General features: G+C 46.6%; 6 protein-coding genes. 3 read left to right on the top strand and 3 right to left on the bottom strand.

The window, feature by feature from the left end; genetic code table 11:
- The first annotated feature begins 2 nt into the window (after nt 1-2).
- From AT705_RS18100 to AT705_RS18090, 3 genes are all read left to right on the top strand, one after another.
- Nucleotides 3-2,642: a hypothetical protein gene (locus AT705_RS18100; protein ID WP_058797656.1), complete on the top strand. Its 2,640-nt coding sequence runs from the start codon at nt 3-5 to the stop codon at nt 2,640-2,642.
- Between the two features lie 77 nt (nt 2,643-2,719).
- The gene (locus tag AT705_RS18095; protein WP_058797655.1) at nt 2,720-3,541 is read left to right on the top strand and encodes a hypothetical protein; all 822 of its coding nucleotides are present in this window, start codon (nt 2,720-2,722) and stop codon (nt 3,539-3,541) included.
- A 43-nt stretch (nt 3,542-3,584) separates the two neighbouring features.
- On the top strand, nt 3,585-3,920 hold the full coding sequence (locus AT705_RS18090) for a hypothetical protein (RefSeq protein ID WP_157576858.1): 336 nt from the start codon (nt 3,585-3,587) through the stop codon (nt 3,918-3,920).
- 57 nt (nt 3,921-3,977) lie between these two features.
- On the opposite strand, the gene AT705_RS18085 is transcribed toward AT705_RS18090, so the two are convergent.
- The 3 genes from AT705_RS18085 to AT705_RS18075 form a co-directional block, all read right to left on the bottom strand.
- Nucleotides 3,978-7,322: an Ig-like domain-containing protein gene (locus AT705_RS18085; RefSeq protein WP_058797653.1), complete on the bottom strand. Its 3,345-nt coding sequence runs from the start codon at nt 7,320-7,322 to the stop codon at nt 3,978-3,980.
- A 1,230-nt stretch (nt 7,323-8,552) separates the two neighbouring features.
- On the bottom strand, nt 8,553-8,990 hold the full coding sequence (locus tag AT705_RS18080; protein ID WP_058797652.1) for a hypothetical protein: 438 nt from the start codon (nt 8,988-8,990) through the stop codon (nt 8,553-8,555).
- A 13-nt stretch (nt 8,991-9,003) separates the two neighbouring features.
- Nucleotides 9,004-16,257, bottom strand: coding sequence for a toxin TcdB middle/N-terminal domain-containing protein (locus AT705_RS18075; RefSeq protein WP_058797651.1), 7,254 nt, complete (start codon nt 16,255-16,257; stop codon nt 9,004-9,006).
- Nucleotides 16,258-16,342 lie beyond the last annotated feature (85 nt).

The raw sequence follows: 16,342 nt of genomic DNA, 5'->3' as shown, positions 1-16,342 counted from the left end.
TTATGAATCTTCGCTTTTTGCTACTACTGGCAATGCTACACTTTGTTGCGTCGAATGCCTTTGCATCGTCCGCCATTGCTCCAGCGAATAGCTATTACCTGTTAGATACTAAGTCTACAGGCGCAGAACTGAGCGTTAACAGCAGCGGGGCCAGTAACGACGGTCATTTTTTTATTCGCTGGCCAGACTTTAAAGGTCCAGAGGGAATCTACACTCTTGAGTACCGAAACAGCCAGGATAATAACTGGCACATTGCTTACAACGGCAATCATTTGTATTACGCCAGTGAGCATGAGCTTGACTCAGGCGTATACGAATTCAGAGTAAAATGTGCCGGGTATAGCGGGTGTCCGACTTCTGGCTATCTACTCCACACACTCGATGTAGTGCATGACCCAGAATACGTCAATCTCGCCTATCATAATCGCCAGCAAAACGTAAATGTATACTGGCAGCAAATGCCCAGCACAGAAGGCTATGTCATCGAGCAATCACTGGACTATGGCCGTAACTGGGAAGAAGTCATTCCAGAAGGTCAGAACAGCAAATTGTATCATGGCGAAAACCACACAGGCTTTGTCAGTACCAGCAATGATGTCACCGTGCCAAAACAAACTCAGATAGCTGCACTGCAAAGACAAGGCACATTGAGCTTTGCTCGCCAGGCCGTCGCCCAGGCCACCAGCCCGACAGCGCCTCTTGGCAGTTTCCGGTATCGGATTAAAAATTGTAATAGTGTTCGTTGTGGTAATCACACAGAGTCCAACCAGTACACTGAGCAAGACCTGCGTCCCCTGATGCAGGACCCCTCATTTGAACATGGCATGACGCAGTTTCTTCCAAACAACGCAAAGGAGCTGGAGATCAGCACAGCTCGGCCCATAAACGGCGAAAAAAGCCTCCGTGTATCTCTGGAAAACTGGGGATATATTGAGTGGGAGAAAAAGTATGTTACCTGGAATAACTATGCGCCACGCAGTGGTCTCAATGGTCTGACTGCGCGAGGCAAGCTCAGAGTTGACTACCTGGCCCCAGATGCAAGGCTCAGTGTCTATCCAGTTGCCTATTACCTGGAAGGTGGCAAAGGTCACAGACTTGAAGGACAACAACTGGTGATCCGACGTGCTTCATCCAGTGAAACCGACCGTCGACTTGTCGTAAATACTGTCCGGGGCGAACACACCGTTGATGCCCACGACATCATAAACATTGATCAGCAGATCTGGTTGAGCAGAAGCCATCAGATCAAAACCATTAAGTACTATGTCAGACTGGTTGGCAGTCAGGCGCGCTTTCATATTGATGATGCACAACTATACGAAAATGGTGGCCTAGGTCAGTATGATCCAACGCTGTCGCTGTATTTATCAAACTACATCGGAGAATTGAAATCTGAGTGGACCGACTTTGCCAGACATAACAACAAAGAAGCCCCTAACGAAGGCCTCGAAGGTGGACAATGTCAAAGAAACGATGGCGTATTCCGCTATCATGTAGAGTATACGCCCTATGGCGAAAGCAGCTGGAACACCTTCTACTGCGGTATCGGCACACGCTACTTCAACAGTGCCAGTCGCCTGCATTCAGGTAAGTATGAATTCAGACTCAAATGTCGAGGCAACCGGCGTGGGCAAAACTATGCGAACTGTCCTGCCGATGGCTACGTGCGCGGCTATTCAGCCATGCTGAGAGAAGTTGAAAGCCTCAGAGCCCAGGCCAGTCAGCGTGATTATAAAGTCTACCTGAGCTGGCCCAAAACACTCGGTGCCTATGGATATGTCATTGAGCAGAAAACCAATAACAGTGGCTGGGGCGTCGTTACTCCAAGCTCTTCACAATCAAAAATGATCTGGCGCGGCAACACCATGTTTACCGAAAATGTGGCGACCATTGAGCGGGGGCTTAGCTCAGGCAACGATTATCAATACCGTATCAAGGCCTGTCGCTATACCCGCTGTCAGGAAAACTACGGCTACTCCAATACGGTTAGGTTTTATGGCCACAGCATGGGTCGCACCGGCCAGGTCATCAACTTTAAAGCCGATAAACCGCGCATCATCCCAAGTGAAGACATTGTGCTGTCCTGGGAGCGCCCTAAAGCGCTTGATGGCAGCGAGTTTAAAGACTTTTTGACATACAAAATTTATGTCACCAAACCTAGTAGCCCTGAATTCCTGAAGTGGAGCAATATCAATGCATTAAGTATTCGACGAGGTGGTGATACCGGGATCCAGAAGCTCGGCACCCAACGCTTCAGGATTTTAGCCTGTGACTCCTATGGGCAATGTTCAGGAGAAGCTACGACCACAGTTGAGGTCGTCGGGCCCCCTCCCATGCCACTGTCTTTTAGCAGTGACCAGAGCACCATCAGAGTGGGCAACAGCATCAGACTGAGCTGGCAAATGAGCAGTAATTATACCTCGCCGGTGACGTTCAATGTGTATGTGATTGAACCAGGAATGTCCAATACCGCACTGATACCCCTTTTACAAAACAGTCAGTTAACGACGCTTGAGCAACGAATGAACAAGCCAGGACGTCACACATTTTTGATTGAGGCCTGTAATCAGGATGGTTGCAGCACCCAAAGAAGCGTTGACGTTGCAGCCAAATTAAGCGCACCGATACTGAGCCATCACTAATCAGCACAGCTGCACTTCTCCACTAACACAGTACCGGGGAAGTGTAGCTGCGTAATAAATTAACTTGAAGAAATACCATGAATTTAAAACCAACTTTTATCATCGCCGCGGTACTGACCAGCAGTACTTTTTCTTTACAAGCTGGCACCATTGTGGAACTCAGTGTTGAACGCAATCTGGCTGTTTTTAAGACCACCGATGTTAAGTCGCCTACTGCGCCTGGCTGTGTTGCCAGCGAGAACAAATCATACTGGAGTACCGACTTAAGCACAGACTCAGGTAGAGCAACCTACTCCTCTTTGGTCACGGCCATGTCCATTGGTGCCAGTGTCGAAGTCACTTCCAGCGGAACCTGTGTGAAAGATTCTGGTTACGAGTTAGCCAAGCGCGTCTCCGTGTTGTCTATTGGCAGTAACCAGTCCGGCAAGACTATTACCTGGGCGGGTTTTGCGGGTCCTTATCAAGGAGATTTTGCCAAGCTACATGCTCCGGGGCGCGCACCTATTGATGCCATTGACCATATCTGTCACAACAAGTATCCGGGCTCACGCGGTATGCGCTGGGAAGACCGTAAAGACGTCATAGATGAGTTAACGCAGCAGGTATGGACGCCAGATGCCATCGAAGAGGTGGCCCTGGGCATGCATTCCAAAAATAGCAGTCATACCGGCTTAGAAACCTATCTACGACTCAAAAATGGGATGGAGTTTAACACGTTCCCAAACCCCGGGCTGGTTTATAAGAACCAACCTCGCAACTTTAATTGTTTTAACTTTAACAGGGTACTCTCCGATGAATATTACCGTTCTTATGGCATCGCCACCACTAAGCACAGTGCCAGCATCAGCCATTGTGCCAGTAGGTTACATCTGGCCTGTGTGAAAGACTCTGTTGAGTAATTACCGAATGAACGTTATACGAATACGTACTTGGTTGCGCTGCATGGCACTCATTATAATGCCTTTGTTACCCGCGCTGACATACGCCAACACAGCGAAACAGCATTACCATATTCAGGACATTATAGTCGAAGATGGTTGGGTTACCCTGCGCACCTATGAAACGAGCTTGGTCACGCCCGTATGCGCCAGAACCAAACAAAATCACAATGCAAATGTTTGGGTGTTTTTTGCCGGAACACCACAGGGCCAGGCCATGCACCTGAACCTGTTAATGGCTGCCAGCCACAAACTGGCCATTAAAATAAAACAAAGTGATACGTGCAGGGCAAAGCCGGGGTTTGTTGAACTGCTTGGCGTATCGGTTGTCCGAGGCTAGGCGCTCACACAGCATCTAGGCAGGGGCGCGCACTCGCCCCTGTTGCGCTTACAAACATCACTGTGATAATAGTGGTGCAGTTAATCTGGTCACTTTTAGTTGCGTGGTGAGTTCAACAGGCACATCGGAGCCTGAATAGGAGCACATCCACGACTGAACATGCACGCCAGATCTGGATATCATCACTGACTTACTCCCTGTGTTAGTCAGTCGCCACGGTGACGCGTAACATTCCACCCCAGGTGACAATGACCAGCGTAGTTGCACAGCCTGCCCAACTCTCACTTGTTTGTCTGACCAACTTATCTCCATCTGTTGAGGGATCACATCCACAACCTGTAGCTGTATCGCAACTTGCTCTGTGGCAGCATTATATTTGTTACTGCACTGCCACAGATAATCATAAGTGCCCTTAGCAGGCTGATTGATCTGTATAGTGCCCTGCTCTGTTGCCAACCAGCCATGGTGTTGCTCCTGACACTGGTAACCTGTTGGTAAACGCCAGCTTATCTGCGTACTGCTGCCGTTTTCAATGACCCGATCTGCCAGTTTAATATCAAGCGCCCCACACATAATCTCTATCGTGACCTTACCCGGCTCTATGGCTGCATTATCAGCACCATTGCGGATCTGATAGGCGAACCGGTCCCAGCTCATATGCCCGCCATAGCAAGTCTCTGTGTTGGTATATGTCAGCGTGTTGTCGTGGTTAATAGTAACCAGGCCCTTTTCGGGCTGCGTGGTGATGCTATGCAACCTCAGTGGTAAAGGGGGGTCATTCAGATCTTCATCATTTGCCAGTACATTCAGCCTGACGGATTGACCCGTAAACAGGTGTGCAGTATCAGAGTGAGTTAATGCCGGCCTGAACCCACATTCAAGACGGACCAGAGCAGGCTTTGATTCCAGCCCGTTACTATTCACTATCGTATACATAAACCAGTCGGTCACACAGGTATCGGGCTTGGGGCTGTAAATGACCGTTTTGCCTACTACGGTTAAGGTTCCGGTATGGGGCTGCAGCGTAATGCGGTTTAGCTTGATTTGATAGTCATACGGGTCAAAGTCATCTCCAATGCAAAACTCAGGGAGTATATCGTCCTGTGCGTATCCATCGTTACAGCGGTTATCCAGCGGATCAAATGTGATAGCCTTGTTCTTGTGATAGTTGTACACGTCACCTCGTGCAATAGGAGTGGGATCATAAGGACAGTCCATGGTCAGCGTGACCCTGATTGGTTCAGACACCAAGCCTGCACTGTTGGTGATTTGATATTCAAAAAAATCTGTAATGGTGTCATTGAACGCACACAGCTCGCCAATTAAGTGGGTATAACTTATGTGCTTGAGGTCCGAGTGTATCCGGGCAGTACCCAACACTGGATTCAGGGTAATTTCGGCCTTCACAATAGGCAGACCTCTGGGATCGGAATTGGCGTTATAAGTACTGATATAGTCCCACCGGGTTTTATGCTTAATGGGAAGAGCCACATCGGGGACACTGGGACGCCCATCAATTACTTTGATGCGTAACTCTATTGGGTTGGTCTCGACGTTTTTATTATCCTTAAAGACCGCATGCACAGTCAGCTCACCAAAAAAACCAGGATCAGGAGTCAAAGTTAGTGTGTCTTCACTCAATACATAGTTTGCCCCTGGTGACATTAACGCTGGACGCATGACACCGTTGTGGCCATTCGGGCTCTCAAATTCAAAATCCGTGACCGACAGGGTGTATGACTGTCCCTGAGCCAACACAATTTCCGGCTGCGTTTGCCTGACAACCCGGGTACGCCTGTGAATTGTCGTACATGACTGACTGGCACCGGGACTGGCCACTGCCTGAGTGTCACTCACCAGCTTTCTGGCACTGACAAACATACACAGCGTACCAGTACCACTCAGTGGGCCAATTTCGACCCAGGACTCCGAGATAAAATCGGGGAAATGCTGAACAGTACCATTAAATGTGTAATAAACCTGGTATTGCACATCAGCCCCTAAAGATGCCCAGCGCAATGTCACCGGCTGTTCATTTTCAAGGTAAACAGACGCCAGAGGAGTGACTTCAACCGGCGGCAAACCGACATTAACCTGCACGCTCTCCGATAAGTCGCCACATCCTGCCTCGTTACAAGCACGCACCTGATAATTATATAACCCTGGTTGTGGCTCATTAATTGAGAACGGGCTGGCCACTGTACGCTCTGTCAACTTGCCTTCTCTAAATAATTCATAGCGGGTCTGGCCACTGGTGGTTGCTGGCGGATCGAATGTAAATGTAACCTGCTCACCTTGCAAAATCCGTATTTTTGATGCTTTAAATCCTTGAACCCCCTGTGGTTTACCAGGTATTATCAGAATGTTATCGACCCCACTTCGCTGACTGCAAGGTGCACACGCCATTAAAGAAAGTGCATAGAACCCAGGTTCATTAAAAGCCGTACATCCCTGCGCAGCGATACTTTGCGAGGCATTCCCGTACTTTAGATAATACCGGTCAGCTCCGGGTGAGTTATCATGCGCGATACAAAAGGTTTGTTTACTGTAACCGATCTCAGGTACACTCAGATTAACCGCCAGCGTATAGCCCACAGTCACGGCCGTATTGCCAAACGCACCGCACCCTTGCCCATTACAAGCCCGGACTTTAAATTTACGAACACGCTCACCGCTCCATTTTGGCGTATAGCTAAGCTGTTCTGACGTGCCATTTAGCTGGTTGTTTTCAAAGATCTCATAATAAGTTGCACCGGGGACCTGTGTATATGCCAGAGGCTGAGTCCGCAGCTGCGAAACATGCTCAGGAGCGCTAACGATGGGCACCTGCTCTCGTTCTGGCAAGACTCCAGGCTCATAGGCATACACCTCAAAAATGGTACTCTGCAATGCAGACCCCTGAGGAACAACCCAAAAACTTGCCCAGCCAGGTTGGTCCAGCTGGGTGCATTGTCCAACCCTGACATGACCATTGCGATAATAAACATACCGACTCGCCCCCGTCGCTTCAGTCAGCTCAATACAAAACTGCTCACCTACAGCAACACTGACAGGCACTTTAATATTCGGCGATGCACTTTGCGCAAGACGTACATAGATTAGCGCTTCATGGCTAAACTCTGAGCACCCTGCCGCATTGCACGCTTTAACCCGATAACGCTTTACAGCCTGACCATAGTCTGTAAAAGAAGCAGATTCCGACGTTTGAGTTTTTACCAGCTGCTCACCCTCATAGATCTGATATTCTGTTGCTTGTGGCACTGGGTGGATCACCAGTTGATAGGGGCTTCCCGCTTTGGCATAGGCTGGGAGCGCAATAAATGGTGCTGAAGGGCTGGCTTGACTGGCCGTGCTTACCAGCAAGACCAATAAAATCAGTAAACAGATAATCCGATGATTCATACCTTGTCCGTGAGTGGGTTAATAACAACCGATAAAAACAATACACTTGCTCCCCTTTGACCGCAGTGCGAAAACACCACCGCCAGGTCGCTTATTTCGCCTGAGATAAAGTGAGGGCCTTAAGCTTGCCTCTTTGTCTGGCGTTTTTTACGTGGTAACGGATTTCTCCGTGCTTTGACTGCATCCCCTGTTCATCGGTCACCCAGAAAGAAACCGTATCAGTTCCCTCAAAATATTCGTCAGGAATACAACGATACACACCATTCCAGCCTGATTGAAGATTCAACCCCCTGAACGAGCAAAGGGAAAACTGCAACCATGGCAGCAAATAATTTGAGGTGCATTGTTAATATATTTTCGAGTGAAGGCGCCGACTGGCTATGCTCGTGATGCCGAACCTTTTGTTTTAGTTGATTTTACCTAATTTAGGGATTTAAGCAATTGAAGTGAGACACATAGAGGTAAGGCCCCCTAAGAACAGGCTAAATATTCGTATTGGCTAGACATTGTAAGCGACGGGCACCGAGCTATACGAGCTATATAGGTATGTCACAAGAGCGCTCACAATGTGCAGGAATACATGACTACCTTTGTAGCAGCTTGGAAATTCAAACGGTGCCAGGTAAGTCGACTTATCTGACTCGTCCACCCTAAACTCACCCAATGTGGAAGCAGCTAAATCTAAAGTAGCAGATGGCAAGTTCATTTTAATTCCGTTTTAATTTAATTATAACGTTGGTGATGCAGTTGTACGGCCGCTCAGACAGGCCAGTTTTGATTTTAAGCAAAGGCGCCCGCAGTAACACAAGGCCAGTCACCCAAAATCATTCAATTTTGTATCAATTGCAAAGACAGCTAAAGCGAAAAAGGAAAATAAGGAATTCGCGGCTTTTCGCAGCAAAGTTAGATACTTTATTGCATTTCCTTGCATCAATTGTCTACCGTACAATAACCGTCGGGTAAGAAATAAACGGCCTTGTCCAAATTTGAGACAAGCAGTACCCAAAAAGAACACAATTTAAAATGGTGAATGTAATTGTCGTGGAAGTTACCTCTCTACCTGCGCATATTGACAAGCAGCAAAAACAACAGTTGATAAGTAAACATTAAAACAGCATGCACTAAAAAAAACTCTATTTATTTAGTGCATGTGAAAAGATTAGTACATTTCTTGTTAGTGAAGAACAATCCAAAGGTTTAGAAAGCTCCTCATTTTACTAACTCTTAGCCTTATTTAGTTGTGAAATATACGCGCTTAACTTTTACTACAGCTAGCAATAAAAAAATGAGCGACATCAAATACAGTGCCATTGAACCATTTTTTCGTTCAGCGTTTCCTTCTCGTTCAGTTATAACATCTCCAAATTTGATGATTTTATTGGTATCTTCAAGATAAGAAAAATTATACTCTCTTCCAATCTCCGGTTCTTTGAAGCTACTGCATGCTTGCTTTGACGTGAAGGTATATTCATTTTCCGGTAAAGAAAACTTATGGTGGTAATTCTTTCCTTTACCACCTAAATACTCACACATGTAGCCATCAAGAATACCTTTCGATTCTATAGCCACCTTATTATCATTTATAAAAACGAGAGCTAGACATATAAAGAAGCCTCCTATAAGAGAAATAACAATAACTACATCCTTTAACCTTTTAAAAGAAGACATTAATTCCACCCAATTAATTAGAAATTTTATCAATATTGCCCTGTAGCTCCAACTGAAAAACAGTGGTATCTACTACAGTAAGGGGGACTTGAACCTTATTTGATAAGCCATTCCCAGTAATGGCTCTGGTACCAATACCTTTAATAGCCCCAGAAAATCCATAAGCACCCGTGGCAATGCTGACCGCAGAGCCTGCCTTCGAAGCGGTTTGTGGGCTTACGAGTTCAGTCTGGTTCAACACTGTTTCAACAGTAGAGCCCTCTATTAACCCATCAGACAATGTCAAACCTGAAATGGCGTATGCAGCTACACTGCAGCCATTTATCGGACAAGTAACTAAACCCACTGCACCCACCACAACTTTAGCAGCGTTTGGATTTGATGCTACCATCTTTTGTTCTTCCCATATGGAATCCCAGTGCTCGCCTAGCGTACGCCACATGTCCTCTCTGATCTTCGCATAATCAACCTTACCAGCCTGATTTAACAGATACTGCATCGCAGCAGTGCGCGCACCATTAGAGAATTTACCGCCAGAGATCACAGAGGCGGTCCCGCCTATCATGGCTGAAATCACTGTGTTCTTAGCAAGATCGAGTGCACCACCAATGTCGGCGCTTCCTGGCAAAAACGCGCCTCCAGCACCTTTGGTTACACCGGCGCTGAAAAAGCCATGGCCAAACTTTCCACCTTGTAAAGTCGATGAAATTCCGCCAACCATTGCATGTGCAAAAATCTGTTGTGCAACCTGAGAGCCGGTCAGCATGCTACCACCAAAGCTAACCGTTGATTCTGGTGTTGCTCCGCTTAGAGCATCAAAGTGTTTCCCTATCTGCTGGAATGCGGACGCCGTTACATATGAAATTGCCGCGGCTTTCAGCGCTCCGGAACTTGGCACGCCCATAGCCCGGTTGTACTCATATGTCCAAATCGCTGCCCCAGCGGGCCCACCATAGACTGTAGCTACAATAGTACCAACGATATTGACCACCTCTTTACCAAAGATCTTGGTTGCCGCACGTATTATGTTCCGACCCAGCTTTTTAAGCGGGTTGAAGAAATACCCACTCGGGTCGGTATAGCTCAGCGGGTTGTTCAGTACATAGCTGTAGCGATTATAGCTTTGGCTATTCTGTGGCGCCTGTATATACGGGTCAGCCTGTAAAAAGCGGCCAAGCGTTGGATCGTAGATCCGACCATTCATATGAATGATATTGACCTCATTGAGCATTTCGTGGCCGGTAAAGCCCTGGCGCATATACCCTTCGAACAGACTGCCTAACCCCTCGCTCATCGCATATTGCTGACCAAATGGATCGTAACGGAAAGTCTGAACGAGTATCCCGGCTGTGTGATTGGCGTTGATCTCGCTGACCGCCAATACCGAACCCAGGTGATCGCGCACCAACAGCTTATGCGTCACTTTGCCTGTGATCATGTTTTCGGTGATCTGCATGTTACCGATGTGATATTGCTTAGTCACCTCGCCTGAGTCAGTCTCAATACGTTGATATGCGCCCAGGTAATAGGTTTCTCTGTTTACCTTACCTTTGGCTTCGTCCGCACCGCTCAGATAAGTGTCTTTACGGTAGTAACGACTCAGACCAGCACCGTAACTAAAGTCAACGCGCAGCGCATTGTTTTTCTGGATCTGCGTCACTTTATCAAAACCTGAATAACGTAATGTACGCTCACCATCCGAGGTCATATTACCGTTATTATCGTAGTGATAGGTTTTCCCGGTTTTGTTATCTAACCTGAGAGCATGGGGCCCGGCGTTGCCATTAGTGCGTGTACTACTGCCATATTCAAAGCGATTTGTACCTGTGCCACAAGCTGTGTCGGAACGTTTTTTCAGCATGTTGCCAAGTACATCATAGCAATAATGGTAAGACTGGCTGGCTGTACCAAACCTAGTTGTCGCTGTGGACAATCGATTTAGTCCGTCATAGGTAAAGGTTTCTTCACTGGCCTTGCTGTAGAGATTAGTAAAAGTACGAGTGCTCAACTGGCCAAAGCCATTATATTGGTATGCAGCAGAGAACCCTTGTGCGCCATCCCGACCAGTCTGAATTCCGCTTGCTGTCAGACCATTATTAAGGCCAGTATACTCATCATAGCCATAACTCAGCGTTTGGCCTGCATAGGTTTCGGAGGTTACCTGGTTACGGTGGTTCACTGTTGATATGGTTTTCAACGTGGTTTCATCCACTTTGTGAGTCTGTGGATTATAACGCAGCCCGACTTCCTGATACTTGAAGCCTCGTGCATTGTATTTATAACCCACCGCAAAGGTTTCACTCAGCCTCTTGAGGTACACACGACCCAGCGCATCGTATGACGTGCTTTGCTTAACGGTATAGTTATCTTTGCTGCTATTATAAACTGTCGTGGCAACTGCCTCTGGGCGGTACAACGCATCGTATTGATACGTTTTTTCAAACTCTTTATTGGCATCCACATCACAGCTACGGCCAGACACCACTTTTTCTGACTCCAGCGTGCCAACCCCCAATGTGTCATAACTGAAGCAACGGGATTGAGCAGAAAAGTCAGATTGAGCACTGTCTATCCGAGCTGTAGTGCGGCCCAGCGCATCATAGTTATACCAGGTGACAGAGCCCTTGGCATCTTTTTGCCACTTTAACTCACCAAACCCGTTATAGGCATATTGCCAGTTGCCCTTATCCGGATCCTGCATACTGGTTTTATTGCCAAGGACATCATAAGACATTGCAACCAGATTATTTTTGCCATCTCGAGTTGTTTTAAGCTGACCATGCACATCGTAGCCATACACAATACCACTCGCATCTTGGTGACCACTGTTATCCGTCACCGAAACTAGTTCACCCAGTGCATTGTAACTTTTTCGCTTGACTGTCGTTTTATCCCCACTGCTATGGGTCTCGAAGACGACAGAACCATCGTATTTAGTCGTAACTGTAACTGACTCTCCATTAAAGCTTGGAGACGTCGTTTTTATCACTCTGCCCAGCACATCATATTCGGTAAATATCAATTTGCTTTGTGGGAGACCGCTCAGCAACAGGCCATGCGCACTTCCCTGCATAGGTACCGACTGGCGATACACCCGTCCAAAGTCGTCATAACTAATGTATACAACACTGGTTTTATTGGCATCAAAGCCATAGGTTATTTCACTTATCGGGTTACCCATTTTATTGTACTGGGTTACTTTGGGCTGCTTGCCTGAGCGGTTTACCGTTTCTTTTAGCCCGACACTGTTTATCTCTCTGGTAATAGCGGTGACGATATTAGATGGTGACTTTTCACCAACTAGTTGCCCCAGTAGGTTGTAGTGATATGTAGTCTCCATTCCACCGCTCTGCGCACAAAGGTCTGAGCCGGGATCTGAGCCCTCTACTAAATGGGTTCTTTTTGACGTTACAAGCCCAGATGTACTATCCCGCTCATAACAAATAGCATGTCCTGCGGCGTTGACTTCATACTCAATGAATCGGCCTTGTTCGTCGTACTTAACGCGAGATTCACGAGAAAAAGCTTCACCAAATGTCGGCTTGTTACCAAATGCATTGTTGTGTTGTAATTGTTTCGCTGAAACCTTAGTTGACGTTCGGTTGCCATATGAATCAAATCCATAAGTTGTCGTTACTTTTAGATTATCGTCATTGGCATTGACGACTTCTGCGGCTAAAACCCCTTTGCTGTTATAACCAAACGCACTGAAGCGAGTTTCTGTTGTCCTTGCAACAGCTTCTTTTGTCACTTTGGTACACGTAAGGCGACCAAAACGTGCATAATCACCACCAAAGCTGTTCAGCGCGGATGCATCGGGACAGTCTGCTGGAGCATTACTGTAGTCATTTTCGGTCGTTGTCGTATAGGTATTATTGACGCTATCAGTTACCTTGACTTCGCTCTTGGTTAGGTTGCCGTGATGGTCAAAACTCTGTGTTGTCGTCGTTTTCGACTTGAGTGCACCACTGGTATACACTTGCCCCCCTTCGGGTGTATCAAGCAAATAGCTCGACTCTACGCTTGTTTTTACAAAAGTAAAATAAGGGCCACGCACTACATTGGGGTCACTGCCAGCCACCGTAGTAATCGTCTCATAGCGATTGCTCGACTCAGACAACAGGATCTCGGTACTGTCTGATTTTGACACCATGGTTTGTCTGGTCGACAACGGCATCCCCACCAGCTGGGGCGATTTCAGATAAGTTTTCTTCTCTTGCGTCTCATCAAAACCCTGACTATATTCCGTTGAAGAAACCATATAGTAATCACTGTGGCGACTATCTATTGTCGTCAACCTGCCAAAACCCAAAAAGCCACGACCCTGACCATGAAACGCCATATTGGCATATACATAATCAATAGAAGCTACGCCTCCTGAGGATGAACCACTGGGGCTGGTTGCTTTGCTAACAACATAGATGGGGTTAGTGATTGAGAGGATAGGGAAACGAGCCTCTACAACGCCTTCATAGACGCTCGCATCCGTTAACGGTTTATACTCCACGCTGGTGGTATTTCCCATCCCATCTGTAAAAGAATGAATAGCATTGCGCTTGTATAATTGACCAAATTTTTGATAATTCTGATGGTACATGCGCCACTCTTTTCCGGAACTGGAATACAATGCCCAGTCGGTTGCTCCATCACCATCGAAGTCTCCATACTGAATAGCATCTTCATCCGACTTTTGAAGTGTCAGAATAGCGCGATAACGGTCACCTGCACTGCGGTTGCCTGTGTACTTTTCCGTTTCATAAAACCCATAATCTGAGGTATTCGAGCGTGTTTCATAGACTTGCCAGTATTTGCTTTTTTCATCATAAACTACCAAATCTACACCGCCGTCAGAATCAAAATCCATAAACAAAAAGTCTTCTTTCTTTTTGTCGTTCAGTGGCGAAATCAATTTGGTACTTAGATGTCCAACTCCGTTTGAAACCGCACCGTACCAATGTCCATTATCTTTATAGATCACATCGGTAAGACCATCCCTATTGAGATCAGATAGCTTTATTTCAGGTTCTAAAATATCCGATTGGGACGAGGAGTATTTAGTCCCCTCCAGGGATTCACTGGCGAACGTACTGTACGAATCAAAACTCAGCCCTTTGTTTGTAAACACAGCATGCCTTTGGTGAATATTGCCCGCTATAATCCCTGAACCATAGTGTCCCATATTGATAGTGCCATAGATATACTCAGCCATAACAGCCACCGCATCTGACAGACCATCACCGTTATGCTCTGCCCATTCCAGCGCTACAAAGCGGCTTTCCTTTGTTGTGTCCTGTTTGTAATCGTCTGAATTTAACAGCTCAATTTCATCGCCAAAATGCGCAGTGCCGCCGCTATTGGCAAGATTAAGCCTGGCAACTACCGAACTGTTTTCAATCCAGCTAAATTGATTAGCCCTGCGATTATGAACCAGGTAGGTCAAATCCAGCAGGCCATCACCATTGACATCAGCAAAGCGTATATTATCAACTGCTAGGTATTCCGCATTGCCAGAGCGGTTATTAGGCGTTCTGAACAGCTCTTTTGACTTCAAGTTTGTCTTAATTACAACCGTACGACAGAACCCTAGTTCACGTGCTCGCTCTCTGTTCCAAGTTGCGTTCGCTCCCCCTTCGCAGGATTCTATTGACGTTTCTTTCGGCTCGTAGTAAATAACCTGCCAAACGATATGTTGATCACTGTGAACAGGTATAATCAAATCTTGTCGCCCGTCCCCGTTGAAGTCGGTAACCTGCGCATTCTTGAAGCTATAGTGAGATGATGGGTCGTTTGCAATAGCAACTGAAATGCTCTCACTGCCATCGTCATTGCCAAACTTTACTTTCCAGTTTTTATCACTGGTTGGTGCAATCAGATCCGAATATCCATCCCCATTCAAATCAAGAATACGGGTAACCTTGGCATAGGCATTATCTATGTCGCTCAGGTCCAATGTTGAGTCGGCAACATTGTTAAATTCAGGTGCAGAGTTATCCCAGGTAAAAGTCACTGCTCTCGCTTTGCCCTGATTAGCATCACGCTGTAAAGTAACCGAAGTGAGATACTTATTATTATTTACCGTATTATATTTCAGGTCGTAATATCGGTAGTGTTTTTTATTGACCTGAATTGAAGCTGACGTTAAATATTGAGACTGCTGATAACGCTGCCCAAGGCGATAGCCATATTTTGCACCTAAGCCCAACGTACTATGATTCAGAATAACTTCAACCTGACCATATGTAATCTTTTGTAATGTTACCTGTTGATTGGACGTCATGTACTGATAGTTAATCTGGTTACCATAGAGATCTGATACAGCACTTAGTGCCCAGGTGTTGGCAATCGCTAAATTACCCGTCAGCTCAGATTGAATGGTTTTGACTGAGTTAGACGTCACTGTACTCGCTAAGGTGTCAGGCTCCCCGTAATAGTAAGTGTCATTTGACTTGGTGGTCGCGGTAAAGCCTAAAACTTCACTTCCGGATAACGAGATTTGGTATTCTGTAAACGTATCCTGCTCGGTACGGAATTTCCCATTTTCAATCTCAATAAGACGCTGTCCGTCAACACAAAATGCATCATTTTGATCCAGCTGCACGTCCTCAACAAATGTATTGCCGAGCTTGTCGTAAAAATGCGACTTTGGACAACGTGCGATGACAGAAAGGCCACTCAACGACCAGCCGATACCGGCAGTACCTATATGTGTGTTAGAGCTTGAGTAACTCAGCCCCAGTTCGGGCTTTACACCAGCTGGCCCAATCGGCAAGTCAAACGGTATGTGATACGTGGCATTTCCCGACTCATCAATTCTGAATTGACCTGGCGTAACCGCGGTGATATTGCCCGTACCAGGTGCTGGCAAGTCCACCAAATTACTGTCATTGGTGGCAGCAAAAAAGTTAAAAATATCGTCACCAGGCACGATATTCGCGGTATCAATTGTCAGAGGGTCACTATATTCCGCGATCTCTTCTCCACAGTGCACTGTCTGACTGCTGTCTGTAATACAACCACTAACCCGATAGGTGTATTTACCGTGACTGGTTTTGCTGATTGTCGCCTGTTGCTCAGCAGTTTGCTGTTCATGAACCCCCTTCCAGCTCCCATCACTTTGTTTTTCTTCTAATAAATAATGTGAAGCGCCTTCAACCTCACTCCATTTGAGGGTGTAGCTGGTAGGCTTATCAGTCGACGCCATACTGTTGAAGCCCATCAGGGCTAACAGCATGGCACTGCGTCTGACTGAGATTAACCGTCTTTTCAAAAGACCTCCTTATTGGTACTTTTTCGCAGTAGCATGTTTCCAGTGTGTATTATTTTTCGCCTGCCACGCATAGCCTAAGCTACAG

This window comes from Pseudoalteromonas rubra (assembly GCF_001482385.1).
GTDB classification, from domain to species: Bacteria; Pseudomonadota; Gammaproteobacteria; order Enterobacterales; family Alteromonadaceae; genus Pseudoalteromonas; species Pseudoalteromonas ardens.
This window is presented reverse-complemented; position numbering and strand designations above follow the sequence as displayed.

What these genes read in the sequence shown, in the direction of transcription:
- AT705_RS18095 (WP_058797655.1), top strand. Translation starts at nt 2,720, where the DNA reads ATGAATTTAAAACCAACTTTTATCATCGCCGCGGTACTGACCAGCAGT.
- AT705_RS18090 (WP_157576858.1), top strand. Translation starts at nt 3,585, where the DNA reads ATGGCACTCATTATAATGCCTTTGTTACCCGCGCTGACATACGCCAAC.
- AT705_RS18085 (WP_058797653.1), bottom strand. Translation starts at nt 7,322, where the DNA reads ATGAATCATCGGATTATCTGTTTACTGATTTTATTGGTCTTGCTGGTA.
- AT705_RS18100 (WP_058797656.1), top strand. Translation starts at nt 3, where the DNA reads ATGAATCTTCGCTTTTTGCTACTACTGGCAATGCTACACTTTGTTGCG.
- AT705_RS18080 (WP_058797652.1), bottom strand. Translation starts at nt 8,990, where the DNA reads ATGTCTTCTTTTAAAAGGTTAAAGGATGTAGTTATTGTTATTTCTCTT.